This is a genomic window from Bacteroides sp. CAG:189, from assembly GCF_000432295.1.
GTDB lineage: Bacteria > Bacteroidota > Bacteroidia > Bacteroidales > Bacteroidaceae > Bacteroides > Bacteroides salyersiae.
This window is the reverse complement of sequence record NZ_HF990987.1, coordinates 20515-39316: the sequence shown is the minus strand read 5'-3', so window position 1 is coordinate 39316 and position 18802 is coordinate 20515. Positions and strand designations below refer to the sequence as shown.

Sequence of the window (18802 nt, the reverse complement as noted above, 5' to 3'; positions counted from 1 at the left end):
CCGCAATCGACCACTCTGCCACCTCTCCAAAACTTCTTCCTCAATTCCTTTCTCACGAACCTTATCTGTTGTTCGTTAAAATTCAAATCAGAAGCGCTTTTCGTTAAAAGCGGTGCAAAGATACAAAGAGATTCTAAAACTCCAAACGTTTTCATAAAAAAAATGATATAATCTTTTATTCTCATTCCCTATTTATAGGTATTTTATGCTATTAAACACAAAATGGAGAATATTTATACCCATAATATGAAAAATGGTTGTAACTTTGCACGCTCTAAAGAAGATGGATAACCCAACCACTAACTAAATATTTTATTATGGAATTGAATAAAACCTTTAATGACGGACTTTGGAGCAAAGAAATCAATGTGAGGGACTTTGTCAGCAACAATATCACTCCCTATTATGGAGATTCCTCTTTCCTGCAAGGCCCTACCGAACGTACAAAAGCGGTGTGGAACTGCTGTCTTAAAGCACTCGAAGAAGAAAGGGCAAATAACGGTGTACGATCACTCGACCACAAAACCGTATCAACAATAACTTCGCATAAAGCCGGATACATCGACAAAGAAAACGAGCTAATCGTCGGCCTGCAGACAGATGAACTGCTGAGACGTGCCATCAAACCGTTCGGTGGAATCAATGTGGTGGCTAAGGCATGTCATGAAAACGGTGTGGAAGTAGACGACCGTGTAAAAGATATTTTTACTCATTATCGTAAAACACACAACGACGGGGTATTCGATGTATACACCGAAGAGATCCGCTCGTTCCGTTCATTGGGATTCCTTACAGGACTTCCAGACAACTATGCCCGTGGACGTATCATCGGTGACTATCGCCGCCTGGCCCTCTATGGCATCGACCGTTTGATTGAAGCGAAACAGGAAGATTTGAAACACCTGACAGGCCCGATGACTGAAGCCCGTATCCGCCTTCGCGAGGAAGTAGCAGAGCAAATCAAGGCACTGAAAGAAATGAAAGTGATGGGCGAATATTACGGACTCGACCTCAGCCGCCCCGCATACAATGCCCAAGAAGCCGTTCAATGGGTATACATGGCCTATCTGGCAGCTGTAAAAGAGCAGGACGGCGCCGCAATGTCCTTAGGTAATGTATCGTCTTTCCTTGACATCTATATTGAATACGATCTCGCTCACGGAAAGATTGACGAAACATTCGCACAGGAACTAATCGACCAGTTTGTCATCAAACTGCGTATGGTACGCCACTTGCGTATGCAATCTTATAACGATATTTTTGCAGGAGACCCTACATGGGTAACCGAATCAATCGGCGGACGCTTCAACGACGGACGTACCAAAGTTACCAAAACTTCTTTCCGTTTCTTACAAACCCTATACAACTTAGGACCGTCACCGGAGCCTAACATGACTGTATTGTGGAGCCCCGACTTACCGGAAGGTTTCAAAGAATTCTGTGCAAAAGTTTCCATCGACACCTCTTCCGTACAATACGAAAACGACGATCTGATGCGCGAAGTACGTCAGTCGGACGACTATGGTATCGCCTGCTGCGTATCCTATCAGGAAATCGGTAAGCAGATACAATTCTTCGGCGCACGTGCCAATCTTGCCAAAGCACTGCTGTTGGCTATCAACGGTGGACGTTGTGAAAACACCGGTACGGTAATGGTAAAAGATATTCCGGTGTTGACGGGCGAGGTGCTGAAGTTTGAAGAAGTAATGGCTAACTATAAAAAAGTACTGACCCAGATAGCACGTGTATACAACGATGCCATGAACATCATTCACTATATGCACGATAAGTATTATTATGAGAAAGCACAAATGGCACTCATCGATACTAATCCGCGCATCAACTTAGCTTATGGTGTAGCCGGCCTTTCGATTGCTATCGACTCGTTGTCCGCAATTAAATATGCCACGGTGAAAGCCCGTCGCAATGACATCGGACTGACGGAAGGTTTCGACATCGACGGTGAATTCCCCTGCTTCGGTAATGATAATGACAAAGTAGACCACCTGGGTGTAGACCTTGTGTATTATTTCAGCGAGGAGTTGAAGAAATTGCCGGTTTACAAGAACGCCCGTCCTACCCTTTCATTGTTGACCATCACCTCCAATGTGATGTACGGTAAGAAAACCGGTGCCACTCCCGATGGACGTGCCAAGGGCATTGCCTTTGCTCCGGGTGCCAATCCGATGCACGGACGTGATAAAAACGGTGCGATTGCTTCTCTGAGCTCGGTAGCTAAACTGCGTTACCGTGATTCACAAGACGGTATCAGCAATACCTTCTCGATCGTCCCGAAATCACTCGGTGCCACAGCAGAAGACCGGATAGAGAATCTGGTAACAATGATGGACGGATACTTCACCAAAGGCGCACATCACCTGAACGTAAATGTACTGAACCGCGAGATGCTGGAAGACGCCATGGAGCATCCGGAAAAATATCCGCAACTCACCATCCGCGTTTCCGGATATGCTGTAAACTTCATCAAACTAAGCCGTGAGCATCAATTGGAAGTTATCTCACGCAGTTTTCATGAACGCATGTAATGTGAAAAACTGAATCGATCAAGAAGATGATAAACGTACATTCATACGAAAGTATGGGAACATTCGACGGGCCGGGTCTTCGGCTCGTCGTTTTTCTACAAGGTTGTAACTTCCGTTGTCTCTACTGTGCCAACCCGGATACGATTGCCGCCAAGGGAGGAACTTCCACAAATCCGGAAGAGATTGTCCGTATGGCAGTAAGCCAAAAACCTTTCTTCGGAAAACGTGGAGGAATCACATTCTCCGGAGGTGAGCCTACCTTGCAGGCGGAAGCATTATTGCCTCTATTCCGCAGGCTGAAAGAAGAGGGAATCAATATTTGTCTCGACAGTAACGGTGGAGTATGGAACGAACATGTAGAAGAATTATTGAAGTTGACAGACCTCGTACTGCTGGACATCAAGGAATTCAATCAGGTACACCACCGGAAACTGACCGGACGAAGCAATGAGCAGACATTGCATACGGCAGCCTGGTTGGAAGAAAACGAACGGCCGTTTTGGTTACGCTATGTATTAGTGCCCGGATATAGTGATTTTGAAGATGACATCCGCGCACTCGGCAGACAACTGGGAAACTACCGGATGGTTCAGAAAGTAGAGATACTCCCTTATCACACCCTTGGCGTACATAAATACGAAGCAATGGGACAGACCTATCAACTGAAAGGAATCAAAGAGAATACGCCGGAACAGACCGAACACGCTGCCGGGCTATTCAAAGAGTACTTTAAAACCGTACAGGTAAACTAAGATAAAAAGACTGACAAGCTGAAATAAAAAGAAGAGAAAGACTTGACTTACACATTTTAAGTTCGTATCTTTACGGATGTAATCATGAAATAGATTCAATTAAACTACACCTAAAGGAGAAGGCCGCCGCTTCCTCCTTTCTTTTTATAAATACAGGAAACCAAAGTTCCAAACACGGTATTTTCACTATCCGGGCACGATACTTTCATAAAATAACACGGCATGTAACGATGAATAACAAGCAACGTTACGATGAATAACAAGTAACGTCACGATGCCTTTCATTATTTGTCTCGGTACAAATGTTGCTATGGGGCAATGCCACACACTTTCTCCTGAAAAAACAACTATCCAAGTTAATAATACATAAATCCGCTCTTGACAGATTTATCAATAAGTAAAGCGAATCCCCGCCTGAAGATTGAAATTGAAAGGAGTATCTTTACGAATCGTCTGCACATCGGAACCATCGTCAAAGAAATAAGCAACTCCGGGCTCTACATAGACACCGATATGCTTCGTTGCATTAAACTGCGCACCTACCGCACCGGAAACCGAGAATTGCAACGGATTTACCGTCAGCTTGTCATTTCCTAACTTGCCATATACGCACTTTTCTACCATTCCGCCGGCAGCTACGTACAATGTGAAACGATCTTTATCAAAGAAATTCCAGTTGGCACGAACAGGAATACCGATATAATGCAGCTTCTGATCAATCCGGGCATCGCTAACCACCGTCTGTACATCGGAAGAAAGCAAAGTATATGTCACACCTGTTTCCACGGAGAAACCTTTCGCAAGTCCTTTACGCACCGACAGCCCGAAAGAAACCGGTTGATGATGTTTGATATCTACTATTTCATCCGTCCGTTTTAAGTAAGGCACCCCTTCTTTAAATACCACCACCTGATTATTGGGAATCTGAATAATCTCATTTCCGGCAGTAGGTGCCAAGTTCAACCGTTGGTCGGAAAACGAACTGTGCAGAGGTTCTACTGTCCCGTTACCGGAGAAAGAGGTACCGCCACCATTCCCGACAGCCGCCCCCACAGACCAACGCCCTTTCTTTGCTTTGGGTTTCTCTGCCGGAATATGCAATTTATCTTGCCCCGAACGTTGATGAGGACGCACGACTGTACCTGATTCTTCTTTTGTCTCTTTCGTTTCATCCGGAAGAGTCTCTTTCGCTTCTGCTTCCCGTATCGGGTTTACCCCTTCTTCCACCGGACATGTAACAGTTTCGGCAGGTACCGAGGGTTCGATTCCCTGTCTCTCCGTCACTTTCCCCGCTTGGGCAATTACCGGACGTGGCTGCACAGGTTCCACCTTTGCCACTTGCATGTCGGGATCGTGTGCCGGTGGCAACAGATCGGGATCGGAGGCCAATACCGGAGCAACCGTATGACGTATTTCATCGGCCGTAGGAGTATTCAGAAAATAAATACTCAAAGAAGAGGCCACCACCAATAACACTGCGGCCGCTGCTGCTCCCCATCTGCGATAAGGATACAGTATTCTTTTTTTGACAGGCGGCACCAGCTCCTTCTCCAGTTGTTCCCAACCGAAAGGAGGTATCGGCTCAGAGTAGTTTTCCAACTTCTCTTTCAGCTTGTCCATCCACATCTCTCTATCTTTCATCTTCTCATCCTTCATCTGTCATTCATCATTAACCATTCTTTCACTTTCCTGGCCAGCACGGTTTTGGCACGAAACAATTGCGAAGCCGAGGACTTTTCGTTGATACCCAGCAATTGGGCAATCTCTTTATGCGACTTATCTTCAAACGTGTATAAGTTGAATACGGTACGATAACCGGCAGGCAACTCTTCTACAAAATGCATCAAGACCTGCTGTGGTATGGCCTCCACCTCCGAAGCATCCGGTTCTTCGTATGTTTCGGGAGCATCTTCCAGTGCCATCGACTGGCTCATCACATCATTTTTGCGCAGATATTGCAGTGCCACATTCACCATCACACGTTCCATCCATGCCCTAAGAGAACCTTCACCACGCCAGGTGAATTTATCGAACGAACCGAAAATCTTCAGGAAGCCATCGTGTAGCAGATCCTGGGCGGTCTCTCTGTCTCCGGCATATCGGAGACAGATACCGAGCATCCGTCCGGCATACTGCTCATAAAGTTCCTTGCGGGCACGGTTGTCGCCTTGCCTGCATAGCTCTGTCAGCTCTTGTTCTTCCATTCTCTTAAACACGTGTTTATCTTATAAATGCAGCAAAGATAGAAATACTGCATATAGAGAACAACACTTTTCCCACTTTTGTTTCTTTAACAATATTCCGTGCAATATTCTTTTCTTTCCTGCATTTTCCATACGGATGCTTCCCCCACAGGGAGGCGCACCGGGCAAATGAAAGCCTTTACAATTTAAGTGTAATATTCCAAAACCAAAACGAACTTATGAAGAAATTGAATTTATTTGCAGTAACCGTGATCTTGGCTCTCGTTCCCTTCCTCCAGTCTTGTCTGGACGACGATGATGCCGTTTATTCCGATTTCACAATTGCCACTCTCAGACAAATTGATGACACGGATGATTATTATTTCGGTCTGGACAGTGGCAGAAAGATGTATCCGGGCGATGACTCCGCTATCCGTAATTATCCGATTGTAGACGGAAAACGGGTGTTCGTATGGTTCCATCAGTTTGAAGAACAAGTCCCCGGATATGATTATAATATTCAAGTAGTGAGAATGGATTCCATCCTGACCAAAGACATTATCCCGCTGACAGCCGAAACAGCCGACAGCATCGGAGACAACCGTATCAATATGACTTACCATTGGATTGCACAAGGCTATCTGACAATGGAGTTCCAATATCGCGGAACAAGCAATCCCAACAAAAAGCATATGCTGAACCTGGTATATGATACGGACAAAGATCTCATAGATGAGGAGGGGTACATCAACCTCGAATTCCGCCACAATGCATATGACGACGACGAAGGAAGAATAGGTGACGGCATCGTATCCTTTAAACTGGATAAAATAGCGGAGGAGATGAAAACCGCCAAAGGCTTGAAGATACGTGTAAATACGATTTATGATAATGTGATATACAAGAAAATAGACCTTGAAAAACAATCGAAAAGCAGCCAAATACCTACTGCTAATCAACTCAAACCGATGAGTTACACGACTGGAACGAACTATTAATTCTGATATAATAAAATGATGAAGAGGCTGTTTCCCAAAACCGGAAACAGCCGCCTTTTTATAAGTACAGGTTCGAAGTCTATGAAAAAGAACCTTTCTGCCTTCTCCTCACAAATCAAACAGGCATTTATTACTTATCAGAAGAAAGTATTTTCCAGATTCCGGCACTTAATGCAGCACCGACAAACGGAGCCACGATAAACAGCCACAACTGAGACAATGCAACACCACCCTCAAACAAAGCCGGACCAATACTACGTGCCGGATTGACAGAGGCACCCACCGACCGGTCTTCACTAAACCAAGCATTGTACAGCCTGCAAAGTAAGCATCTCCTTAGGTACAGCAGTCCGTATCTCTTCCTTAAGCACAGCAAGCAGGCTGACACGTATAAAGTCCTTATTGGTTGTCAGCACAATAGGCCGGGTGGGATGAGGAATAGCAAACGGACGCACCAACTCTTTCTGCGATTCGGAAAGCTGATACACGGCCAGCTCCGGGATAAATGTAATTCCTTTCCCGCTTTCCACCATCCGCATAAATGTCTCCATACTTCCCAAACGATAAGCCATCTGATGGAGCTTCACGGCTTCCATCTGGCAAAAACGAACTAACTGGTCGCGAAAACAATGTCCTTCATCAAGCAACCATAACCTCTCACCGGTAATGTCGGAAGTACGGACTACCTCTCTCCCGAACAAAGGTTCCTTTCGGGAAACATATCCATAAAACTGTTCATAAAAAAGGATCTCCTCGGACAAAGCCGCATCCTCTAACACACTTGCCAGAATAGCAGCATCGATATCTCCTGTATGTAAAGCCTGGCGGATATCCTGTGTCTTCATTTCTGTCACACGGATATCCAGCCCGGGATATTTCTCCATCATCTGCGGGAAAAAACGTGGCAACAGATAAGGTGCGATGGTTGGCAACACCCCCAGATGGAAAGTGCCGGTAAGCGTCCCCTGCTCCTCATTGATAATATCCTTCACCTGCGAAGCCTGTGTCAATATGGTACGTGCCTGCGCAATCACCTTCTCTCCTATCCGTGTAGGACACACCGGTTGCATGGTACGGTCGAATAGCTTCACTCCAAGTTCTTCTTCCAGTTTCTGAATCATTGCGCTCAAAGTAGGTTGAGTTACCCGGCAATATTCCGCAGCACGGGCAAAATGCCTGAACTGATCTACGGCAAGTATATACTCCAATTGTTGTATCGTCATCTATCAAAGTTTTACGGGTTATAGATTCTGTCTATGCAAAGATAGAAATTATCAGTTTGACACGCATACATTTTCCCCCTATCTTTGCAATACGAAAAAGAAAAATAGTATAAACCAATTAAAATAAAAAAAGTTATGAAAACATTAGATTATATCAAACTGAACGAATCGGGAGTGAACAACGTAGTAGCATCTTTGCAACAATTACTGGCAGATTTCCAGATATATTACACCAACCTGCGTGGTTTCCACTGGAACATTAAGGGACATGACTTCTTCGTACTGCACAGCAAATTTGAAGATTTGTATAACGACGCAGCCGAGAAAGTAGACGAAATAGCAGAACGTATCCTGATGCTGGGCGGCACTCCGGCCAACAAATTCAGCGATTATCTGAAAATGGCTAACATCAATGAAGTAGACCGCGTAAGTAACGGTGAGAAAGCTCTGGAAAATATCCTCGAAACATACAGCCACCTGATCGGTGAAGAGCGCAAACTTCTCTCCATAGCATCACAGGCCGGCGATGAAGTAACAGTAGCATTGATGAGCGATTATCTGAAAGAACAAGAGAAAATGGTTTGGATGCTGACAGCTTACAGCAACAAGTAAGCCCTCATGGCATATTAAATCAAAAGAGACACAATTTACGGTTATTGTGTCTCTTTTCTTTTTTACAACATCAGAATGGATTCATATCTATTTTATTACGATCTCATCCGTGAAAAGCCAGCCACCTTCTATTCCATTAGATAAAGCTTGATAACGGACATAGCGGGCCGAAGCTTTACCGTCCCATTCGTAGGTCCGGAATACCAACCGGTCTTCCGTAGTCGGCACATCGGTATGAAGGCGAGCCTGTTCGGTAAATGTATTTCCGTCTTCCGAAATAGAAATAATCACTTCACGTGGAAGCCATACATAAGGACCGGACAATTGCATAAATTCGGCAGCAATGGAGGAGATTTCTTTCATCTCACCCAAATCGACCGTAATATCCATATCCGTATTGAGGAAACCCTGCCAGCGTTTATCACCGTACGTCCATCCGCCACGAAGACCGTCGACCAAAGCAGAATCTCCTCCGGCCGTATACTGCGGCGCATAAGGGCTGGTATATTTTACCGTTTTCATTAATCCTAAATGTTCAACAGGAACAGCCGCCTCCGGACGTTCTCCCACCTCCTTACTCAAATCGAAAGGATGATAGCCGTTATCCTGCAACCATTTTACCTCTTTCAATGCACAACGACGGAAATGTTCCCAGTTTTTCTTATCCGGTTGTGTCCAGGCCACTTCTGCCAGAGCCAGCAGACGAGGATAAACCATATACTCCATATGCTCGGCAGTTGTTATATACTCTGCCCAAACATTTGCCTGCACACCTTGTATATAATCTGCTCCCTCTTTCGTCAAAACTTCCGGAATCGGATCATAAGAATATACTTTCTCCAAAGTCAGGTATCCGCCGATCGCTTCGGGCTGAGTCGTCGGAGCATCCTGGTAAGAATCCAGATAACAAAATCCGCCCGGTGTCATGATCACGTCATGCCCTGCTTTGGCTGCTTTAATTCCGCCTTCTTCACCACGCCATGACATCACAGTGGCACGCGGTGCCAAGCCGCCTTCAAGTATTTCATCCCATCCCAACAACTGCCGGCCGTGCTCATTCAAAAATTTCTCCATCCGATGAATGAGATAGCTCTGCAACTCCTTCACATCCGCCAGTCCTTCCTGCTTCATCCTCTTCTGACACAAAGGACACTTCCTCCAACTATCCATATTGGCTTCATCTCCGCCGATATGAATATATTCCGAAGGAAATATCTCCATCACTTCCAACAATACATTCTGCAGAAAAGTAAAGGTATCTTCATTGCCGATACAAACTTCAGAATTAACATACGGTTTTCCGGAGCAAGACAAATGAGGAAACACAGCCAGCACTTCTTCCGAATGCCCCGGCATCTCTATTTCCGGAATAACCGTGATATGACGTTGCCGGGCATACTCCACAATTTCCCGTGCATCTTCCTGAGTATAATATCCACCGTCTGCACCGGGAGCATCCTTCGTACAATACTTGCGCCCGCCTTTCCACCAGGCTTTCCAATTGGGATAAGGGCGATAGGCTGCCTGCTCCGTCAGTTCCGGATAACGTTTGATTTCCAATCGCCAACCCGCACCGTCTGTCAGATGCCAATGAAAGCGATTCAGCTTATAGCGCGCCATGGCATCGAGTTGTTTCTTGAGAAATTCTTTGGTACGGAAATGACGCGAAACATCCAGATGTAAACCTCTGTATGAAAAACGGGGGGAATCTTTTATCTCGATCAAAGGGAAAGAAAACGTTCCGTCAGCCTCTTGTTCCGCTAACTGCAACAGGCTCTGAAAGCCATAAAATAATCCGGCAGCCGATGGAGCAACAACAGAAATTCCTTTTCCGGTGATAGATAATTGATAGCTCTCCATCGATTCCTGATCGGAAACGGGAGCTATTATCGTAAAGCTAACCACACTCTTCTGGGTACCCTCTGCTTCCGGCTGTAATGCAAACGGAGATGCCTGAAGATATTCGGTAAATTCTTTCTTATCTTCTTCCGGCAAATTAGTGCTAAATACAGCTTGCCGGGGCAATCCGTATGTTCCGGAAGAAAGTTCTGATGACTGGGGCTGAGGTATAATCTGCACCTCGACCTCTTTTCTCTGCTGGCATCCGGCCAACCAGAAACTAATAAACAACAAACACGAAATAATTCCTTTTCTCATAATATTAAATATAAGAGATTGATTTGACAATACCGGGCGCAGTTGAAACGGGCTCCGCTTATCTATAATACAATCAAGTGAACAAAACTACTAAATAAAAATGAGGCTGTCCTAACAAACAATGTCCGGACAGCCCCTCTCTTTTTACCTTCACATAGACTAATAGCGAAAACTATTACCTAATAGAAAACTCCAATCGTCCTCCATGTACCAGCTCATCATGAGTGATACGGAATCGATTGAGCTTTTTGCCACCAATTTTTACATTATCAATATACAAGGCGTCAGGTTTCTGACGGGTAGACTCAATCACGAGTTCTTTTTCCTTGTACCATTTAGGATCAAGACGAATTATTACTTTATCAAAGACGGGAGTTGTCAACGTATACTCCGGCAATCCCGGACAATCCGGATAGAATCCCATCATATTAAAAATAGCCCAAGTAGACATTGTTCCTGTATCATCATTACCGGGAATACCGTCCGGCTGCGTAGTGAAATATTTAGCCAACAAACGTTGCGTTTCTTTTTGAGTACGCCATTCCTCTCCCTTAAAATAAGAAAACAGGTAAGGATAAGCGATATCGGGTTCGTTCGCCGGATCATAAAGCCCTTCGTCAAATATCATCTGTAATTTATTGACAAAAGATTTCTTGCCTCCCATTAAGCGGGCTAATCCATATACATCATGAGGTACATAGTATGTGTAATTCCATGCGTTTCCTTCGTGGAAACCGGGACTGGGTTCGAAGTTCTCACCCTGTTTCGGGCTGAAAGGAGAATAGAAAGTACCATCGGGAAGTATCGGGCGGAATGTGCCGAACTCTTTGCTATAATAGTGTTTATATCCCAACGAGCGATTATAGAACAACTTGGCATCTTCTTTCTTCCCTAAAGCATCGGCTAAGCGGGAAAGGGCGAAATCGGCAATGTAATACTCCAACGCATGAGATACCGAGTTGTCATATTGTTCGCGTAAAGGTACATAACCTTTAGACATATAATCATCATTATCCGGACGCATTAAATTTTCCGCACCGGGAAGCGTTGCCGATTTATACATCGCTTCATAAGCAAGATTAATATCAAAATCCCGCAATCCCTTCATCCAGGTATCCACTATAACGGGAATACTGGGATCGCCCTCCATAGTCAGCGTCTCCCGGCCATACAATTCCCACTTGGGCAACCATCCGTGTTCACGATACATATCGAGCATCGTACGTACCATCTCTATCTGGCGCTCCGGATATACCAATGTCAGTAATTGATGTACATTACGATAAGTATCCCACAGCGAGAAGACCGTATAACGGTTACCTTGGGTCGTCAATATCTTATCACTCTCCATTGCCGGATACTCTCCGTTTACATCCTGCAATACATTGGGATGAATCAGCAGATGATACATAGCCGTATAGAAAACGGTCTTCTGCTCTTGCGTCCCTCCCTCAACAAGAATACGAGACAGATCGTCGTTCCAACGTTCACGCGCTTCGGCATGTACCTGTTCAAAATTCTTGCCTTCCTGTTCTTTATTCAGATTGAGACGGGCATTTTCTATACTCACAAAAGAGACACCCAATTCCACTTCGATCTGTTCGCCCTCTGCGGTATCGAATGAAAAAAACGCTCCGATATCATCTCCGGCTATTTCTTTTCCATATTTGGTATAAAGCTTATACTTACCGTTATCCGGATCCCACTCCGCCTCCACACCGGTCATAGGTCGTTGCTTCTTCCAATACCCGGTTTGTAGTGGAACCTTGTTGACGCGCATCACAAAGTAAATAGGGAATACAGCTTGCGGATTATAGCAGAAAGTACCCAATAACTTCACCCCCTCTATCTCCTGTGCATTCACCCGACGAAGCATAGCACCGGATTCATTGGTGAGTCCTTCACCCAAATTCAACAGGATGTGGCTTTTACCCTTAGGAAATGTAAAACGAGTGACACCTGTACGGGGAGTGGCGGTCACCTCGGTTTTCACATCATATTTAGTCAGATAGTTGGTATAATACCCCGGTGATGCCTGCTCATCTTTGTAACGGCTTCCATATTCCTTATAATCGACATTCAATTCTCCCGTAGTAGGCATCAATAAAAGAGAGCCCAATTCCGGACACCCTACCCCACTCAAATTTACATGAGAATAACCGGTAAAAAAGCAGTTATGATACTCATAAGGAGTAGACCACCAACGGGCATCTTTATCATATTTATTATCGGCCGACCCCATCACGTTGAAAGGTACGACAGACATCATACCATTGGGACAAACCGCTCCGGGATTTGTAGTACCAAAGTTGGTAGTACCTATAAAAGGATTGACATAATCGGCAGGAGAAAGCTTCTCTCCGCTTCCGGCTTTTACCGGAAGCAGAAAGAGAGCTAATGTGTAAGTTAATAAAAGTCGCTTCATAAATCAGAATTACGATTAGACGATTTATAATTTACGGTAAAAAACTCTCTCTTTATCTTCTCTATACCTTTCACCATAAATTATAAAATCGTCTAACCAAATAAAAACTCTCTCTATCTATTTCTCTCTTATTCTAAATTATAGGTCGTTGAATCCGAATGATTAAACAATATTTGTTTTCTTGATAAATTCTATAATATCAGCAATATAACCGAAAGCCATTCCGACTACAGTATCTGCTGCGCCATAATATACCGCCACTCTTTCGCCATCCTGCAAAGCGGCACATGGGAACACGACATTAGGAACGTCTCCCTGCAATTCATAAGGAGCAGCCGGTGCAAGCAGATATTCACGCGTACGATATAATACTTTGTCCGGATTATCCCTGTCTAAAATGGCAGCACCCATAGAATAACGGAAACCGTTGCAAGTAGTTATTACTCCATGATAGAACATCAGCCATCCTTCTTCCGTGAGGAAAGGAACCGACCCTGCACCTATTTTCGTACATTGCCATGCACTTTCCGGGAACGGAGTTACTTTCATAACACTACGATGTTCTCCCCAATACTTCATATCCGGGCTATAACTGATATAGATATCACCGAACGGTGTATGTCCATTATCACTCGGACGACTCAGCATCGCGTATTTACCATTTATTTTCTGTGGGAAAAGCACACCGTTACGGTTGAACGGTAAAAAGGCATTCTCACACTGGAAGAACTCTTTAAAATCAAACGTATAGGCAATACCGATTGTCGGTCCATGATAACCGTTACACCAAGTAATCCAGTAACGGTCTTCAATCCATGTGACACGCGGATCGTATTTATATTCCGACTCGATCATCTCTGTATTGCCTGCCTTGAACCGGATAGGTTCGTGATTGATATCCCAATGGATACCGTCCTTGCTGAAACCGGCAAAAATATTCATCTGTACCGCTTTGTTATCGCAACGAAATACTCCAGCAAAACCATCTCCAAACGGTACAACTGCACTATTAAAAATACTATTTGATGAAGGAATATGATAACGTCCGATAACGGGGTTCTTTGAATAACGCCACATCACATCCGTACAACCGGCAGGGCGTTCTTCCCATGGCATATTAAATCTCTCGTTCATAATCTTTTTATATTAATATATTAATGTTTATTTTTTAGTATCCGGATAAGTAAACGGCACAAAATAAGTAATCAGGAAAGCCGGAATAGTGGCAAACAAAATAAAGATGAAGAAGTCGCGATATCCCAGCCAATCGCTGACAAATCCACTGACCATTCCCGGAAGCATTACTCCCAAATTCATGATGCCGGAAGCAAAGGCATAATGCGCCATTTGATGTTTTCCGGGAGCCACCTGCTGCATCATAAACAGCGTAAGTCCTACAAAACCGAATCCATATCCGAAATATTCGAGGACAATGGCACCGCCTATCAACATACCGCTTGTAGGTTGGTAAATAGCCAATAATGTATAAGCAATAAAAGGTAGATTGAAAGTACAGCAAAGAGAAAACAACGTTTTTTTCAATCCCCGATGCGAAATGTAATAACCGGCCAATAAAGAACCCAACACAAAAGCTGCTGCGCCATAAGTGCCATAATAGATACCGATCTCCTGTTCACTCAATCCTAATCCGCCAATCTCTCTACCCGCTTTCAGAAACAACGGCACGATCTTCATCACAAAGCCTTCGGCAAAACGATAAAGAATAATAAAGGCGATATAATACCAAATATGTTTTTTCTTGAAGAAATCAAGAATGACTTCCACCAGTTTGTCGAATGTTTCCTTAAACGAAGTAGCCTCGGAAGTTGCAGCACCGCCGGAAGGGAGCATTCGTGTGTGATAAAGCCCCAATGATATCATTACGATCGCCATCACAAACATTACGATCATCCAGGCATGAACATTCGCTTCATACACCACTTCACCGGAAGCTCCTTCAACTCCTCCAAACCGTTTAACCAGCCATCCTGCCAGATATACCAATCCACCGGAAGCCACAATCTTGGCTATATTGTAAAAAGCACCTTGCCAACCGATGTACTTAGCCTGATCGGACTTACTCAGTTCTGTCATATAAACCCCATCCGTTGCAATGTCATGAGTAGCTCCGCTAAAAGCGATCACCGCCAATAACGCAATGGAGCAGGCAAAGAAATGAGGAAGCTGTAATGACAAAGCAACAAGCCCGAAACCGACTCCTGAAGCAATCTGCGTGAAGACAACGAAGAACTTTTTAGTTTTAAACATTTCCAAAAACGGACTCCAAAGAAATTTCAGGGTCCAAGGCAACATAATCAACGAAGTCCAAAGAGCAATTTGTGCATCGGAAATATCAAGTCCTTTAAACATCAGGACGGAAACCATATTCAATACAACAAAAGGCAGCCCCATCGCAAAATAAACAGTAGGAACCCATGAAACAGGGTAAAAGGCTTTTCTATTCATTAATAAGTGTTTTATCGGTTAACGATTTTAATACATTTATATATAATACAACCGAAGCCGATAAAATACTAACCGGCACACGTCACTTTTTTATTAAAAAGTATTTCATTTGCTTTTCATCTCTAAAATCACTATCAAAATTCCGTTCGGATAAAACCGTCAATATAGAAAAAAGACTATCAAAAAGCAAATAACATCAGTCATAAAAAACATCCTTGACTATCTTATGAACAATACTGCATTTCCCTCCCCAGTTCCACCACTATATTTGCACCGGCAAAACCAGAATAAGAACAAAATTCGTACAGTAAAACCATGAAAACAAGAAAACAAGTAAAAGTGCTATTAATCGTACTTATAGGAATATTTATTCCCTACCCACAAAAGGCACACTCCCAAAATTACGTCCCTATGAAAGACGATACCAAAATGGCGGTCAAACCGAAGATAGAAATCAAAGCCTATTCTTTCCACCTAAAACAAATCCGTTTGTTAGACAGTCCGTTTAAAACAGCAATGAACGCTGACAGAAAATGGTTGATGGAAACCCTTAAACCCGATCGTTTCTTACATCGTTTCCATGCAAACGCCGGACTACCCACTAAGGGAACCATTTATGGCGGTTGGGAAAATACCGATCAAAGCGGTTTTTCATTCGGACATTATATATCTGCCCTGTCCATGTTATATGCAACCACAGGAGAAGAAGACATTAAAATACGTCTTGATTATTGCATTTCCGAACTGAAAAGATGCCAAGACAAGCGTGGGACCGGTTATGTGGGTGCCATCCCCAACGAAGACAAACTGTGGGATGACGTATCCAAAGGAATTATTGATGGACGCAATTTTAATCTGAATAACGTATGGGTACCATGGTATAATCTTCATAAACTATGGTCAGGATTAATAGATGCCTACATTTTTGGTGAAAATGAAACAGCCAAAACCATTGTTATTGCACTTACCGACTGGGCATGCGACAAATTCAAAGATCTGACTGAAGAGCAGTGGCAAAATATCCTTACTTGTGAACACGGTGGTATGAACGATGCCTTATATAATGTATATGCCATTACAGGAGATACCAGACATTTGGAAATAGCCAATAAATTTTATCACAAAAAAGTATTAGATCCACTATCGAAAAGAAAAAATGAATTAGCCGGACTGCATGCCAATACGCAAATCCCCAAAGTAATCGGCACTTCACGTTCTTATGAACTTACCGGCAACCAAGACCATCATACCATATCCAGTTACTTTTGGCACACGGTTACCCACGAGCATTCCTATTGTATTGGAGGTAATAGTAATTACGAACATTTTGTAGAACCGGGGAAATTATCGGGAGAATTATCGAATAAGACAACCGAAACCTGCAATACCTACAACATGCTCAAGCTCACACGCCATCTTTTTGCATGGAACCCTTCCGCAGAACTGATGGATTTCTACGAACGTGCATTATATAATCATATTCTTGCTTCACAAAATCCCGAAACAGGAATGGTTTGCTATTGTGTTCCGTTGGCAGCCAATTCACAAAAGAACTACTGTAACGCTGAAAACAACTTTTGGTGCTGTGTAGGTACAGGATTTGAAAATCACGTAAAATACGCTGAACAGATATACTCACACAATGAAAATGAGCTGTATATCAACCTATACATTCCTTCCGAATTGGACTGGAGTGAGAAAAACATGAAACTGAAACAAACAAACAATTTTCCGGATACTGACAACACAACCATTACCATTACAGAAACAGTACCCCAGACACTGACTTTTCATGTACGCTTTCCCAACTGGGTGCAATCCGGATATAGCATAAAAATAAACGGAACAGAACAAGTATTCAACAGTACCCCCGGTTCATATGTGTCTATCACCCGAGAATGGAAAACAAATGATAAAATAGAAATTAATCTTCCCAAGACCCTCACTAAAGAACAGTTATTAGGAGACAAATATAAAACCGCATTTCTCAATGGTCCTATTGTATTGGCAGGCAAAACAGATATTACCCAAACTCCCCCCGTCTTTATTCGCCATGAGAATAAAAACATTTCTGACTGGATGACTCCAGGTACCACCCCCGGTAATTTCTGGGGCAAAGATGAATCAAATAAAGAGGTTAATTTCCTACCTTTCTATAAAATGCATAATACTCGTTATACAGTGTATTTCGACTATTTCACTCCTGAAGAATGGGAAAAAAAACGTGAGGAATACAAAAAACAACAGGAAGAAGAAATGGAATTGGAGCGTTTGATGGTGGATTATTTCCGAGCCAATGAACAACAACCGGAAATAGATCACAATTTTAAAGGAGAAAATGTGAACAAAGGAACAGGCATTTCCGGTGGAAAATGGTGTTCAAGTAAAGGAGGTTATTTTTCTTTTGAGATGACAGTAGACCCTGATATCCCCGTCGATCTGTCGCTTATGTATTGGGGAAATGATGGCGGTAAAACCAATCAATTTGACATTTTAATAGACGGTGAAATAATTGCATCTGAAAGTTTAACAGCCAGAATCAAACCTAATGAGTTCTTCCGTATTGCTTATCCTGTACCATTTCACTTGACAAAAGGAAAAAACAAAGTGGTTGTAAAATTACGAGCTATCAATTCCAATAACACAGCAGGTCCTATTTATCACGCCAAAATATTTAAAAAGAAATACATGGCTGAAAAGACAGTAATCATACATGATTATTTGTTACCTAAAGAACCCTACCTGATTGAACACAACTTTAGTTTCACCGGTAATAAAAGAACTGGTATTAACATGGGACACCCTTGGGTGGATGCCAACCAAACAAATGCAAGCATATCATTCGATATGAAATGCTCGGCAGATAAAGCCAATATTTTACAACTAACCTATTGGGGTGGAGAAGCTAACGAAAGAAAATTCACTATCCTCATAGATAACCAAGAAATAGGCAAGCAAGAATTATTGCAAAATAAGCCCAATGAAATATTTGAAGTTCTCTATCCAATAGCAAAAGAACTGACAATGGGAAAAAGCCAAATAACAGTCACCCTAAAAATGACACAACGAGCTGCTGGAGGATTATACTATGCATATACATTTTCGGGAGGATCAATAACTGATATACATACAATAGAAAAGGAACGTCAAGTTCCTTTCTCTGTTAGTAACAATAACTCGTATATCACTATCACCAATCATTCCGGACAGGATTTTACAGGAACAGTCACACTGATCAACACAACAGGTGTTATTTTTTATAAAGAAAAAGTTCATATACAAAAAAACATAACCTTAAAAGAGAAAGTCGGTAAAGGGCTTTTTTTCGTATACCTAATTACCGACAATGAAAAAAAACAGCAATGTATGGGGGTGTAATTTAAACTGTGTCAAGGCTTGTTCTTAACTTTCATTCCCACTCCCTGCTGGGGGCATGCCCC

Annotated in this window: 13 protein-coding genes and 1 pseudogene; 5 read left to right on the top strand and 9 right to left on the bottom strand. The window is 43.1% G+C overall.

What is annotated here, in order from left to right; genetic code table 11:
* A partial coding sequence (locus QVP90_RS01570) for a hypothetical protein (RefSeq protein WP_288203722.1) occupies nt 1-185 on the bottom strand: 185 nt, incomplete at its 3' end.
* Between the two features lie 132 nt (nt 186-317).
* On the opposite strand from QVP90_RS01570, the gene pflB reads away from it, so the two are divergent.
* Both pflB and pflA read left to right on the top strand, forming a co-directional pair.
* Nucleotides 318-2546, top strand: coding sequence for a formate C-acetyltransferase (gene pflB / locus QVP90_RS01565; protein WP_021935498.1), 2229 nt, complete (start codon nt 318-320; stop codon nt 2544-2546).
* A 26-nt stretch (nt 2547-2572) separates the two neighbouring features.
* Nucleotides 2573-3298, top strand: a complete 726-nt coding sequence (pflA, locus tag QVP90_RS01560) for a pyruvate formate-lyase-activating protein (RefSeq protein WP_021935497.1) — start codon at nt 2573-2575, stop codon at nt 3296-3298.
* A 390-nt stretch (nt 3299-3688) separates the two neighbouring features.
* On the opposite strand, the gene QVP90_RS01555 is transcribed toward pflA, so the two are convergent.
* Both QVP90_RS01555 and QVP90_RS01550 read right to left on the bottom strand, forming a co-directional pair.
* The gene (locus QVP90_RS01555; RefSeq protein WP_264381134.1) at nt 3689-4939 is read right to left on the bottom strand and encodes a porin family protein; all 1251 of its coding nucleotides are present in this window, start codon (nt 4937-4939) and stop codon (nt 3689-3691) included.
* Between the two features lie 11 nt (nt 4940-4950).
* Nucleotides 4951-5502 (bottom strand): RNA polymerase sigma factor, encoded by a 552-nt coding sequence (locus tag QVP90_RS01550; RefSeq protein ID WP_005924050.1) that lies wholly within the window; start codon nt 5500-5502, stop codon nt 4951-4953.
* 218 nt (nt 5503-5720) lie between these two features.
* On the opposite strand from QVP90_RS01550, the gene QVP90_RS01545 reads away from it, so the two are divergent.
* Entirely contained in the window at nt 5721-6479 is a 759-nt protein-coding gene (locus QVP90_RS01545) for a NigD1/NigD2 family lipoprotein (protein WP_005924052.1), read from the top strand.
* A gap of 130 nt (nt 6480-6609) precedes the next feature.
* Here QVP90_RS01545 and QVP90_RS01540 read toward each other — a convergent pair.
* Together QVP90_RS01540 and QVP90_RS01535 are read right to left on the bottom strand one after the other, a co-directional pair.
* Nucleotides 6610-6759 (bottom strand): annotated as a pseudogene (locus QVP90_RS01540) (aquaporin); the annotation flags it as partial.
* A 16-nt stretch (nt 6760-6775) separates the two neighbouring features.
* Nucleotides 6776-7702: a hydrogen peroxide-inducible genes activator gene (locus QVP90_RS01535; RefSeq protein WP_021935495.1), complete on the bottom strand. Its 927-nt coding sequence runs from the start codon at nt 7700-7702 to the stop codon at nt 6776-6778.
* Nucleotides 7703-7837: 135 nt separating this feature from the next.
* Between QVP90_RS01535 and QVP90_RS01530 the strand changes: the two genes are divergently transcribed.
* The gene (locus tag QVP90_RS01530; protein ID WP_005924056.1) at nt 7838-8314 is read left to right on the top strand and encodes a Dps family protein; all 477 of its coding nucleotides are present in this window, start codon (nt 7838-7840) and stop codon (nt 8312-8314) included.
* Nucleotides 8315-8401: 87 nt separating this feature from the next.
* On the opposite strand, the gene QVP90_RS01525 is transcribed toward QVP90_RS01530, so the two are convergent.
* From QVP90_RS01525 to QVP90_RS01510, 4 genes are all read right to left on the bottom strand, one after another.
* A complete protein-coding gene (locus QVP90_RS01525; protein ID WP_021935494.1) occupies nt 8402-10471 on the bottom strand; it encodes a glycoside hydrolase family 20 protein in 2070 nt (689 codons plus the stop codon).
* A 175-nt stretch (nt 10472-10646) separates the two neighbouring features.
* Nucleotides 10647-12896 carry a GH92 family glycosyl hydrolase gene (locus QVP90_RS01520; RefSeq protein WP_021935493.1) on the bottom strand — a complete coding sequence of 750 codons (2250 nt, stop codon included), beginning with the start codon at nt 12894-12896 and terminating at the stop codon, nt 10647-10649.
* A 162-nt stretch (nt 12897-13058) separates the two neighbouring features.
* Nucleotides 13059-14030 (bottom strand): glycoside hydrolase family 130 protein, encoded by a 972-nt coding sequence (locus QVP90_RS01515; protein WP_005924061.1) that lies wholly within the window; start codon nt 14028-14030, stop codon nt 13059-13061.
* A gap of 27 nt (nt 14031-14057) precedes the next feature.
* Nucleotides 14058-15362, bottom strand: coding sequence for an MFS transporter (locus tag QVP90_RS01510; protein WP_021935492.1), 1305 nt, complete (start codon nt 15360-15362; stop codon nt 14058-14060).
* Between the two features lie 315 nt (nt 15363-15677).
* On the opposite strand from QVP90_RS01510, the gene QVP90_RS01505 reads away from it, so the two are divergent.
* Entirely contained in the window at nt 15678-18740 is a 3063-nt protein-coding gene (locus QVP90_RS01505) for a beta-L-arabinofuranosidase domain-containing protein (RefSeq protein WP_021935491.1), read from the top strand.
* The last annotated feature ends 62 nt before the right edge of the window (nt 18741-18802 follow it).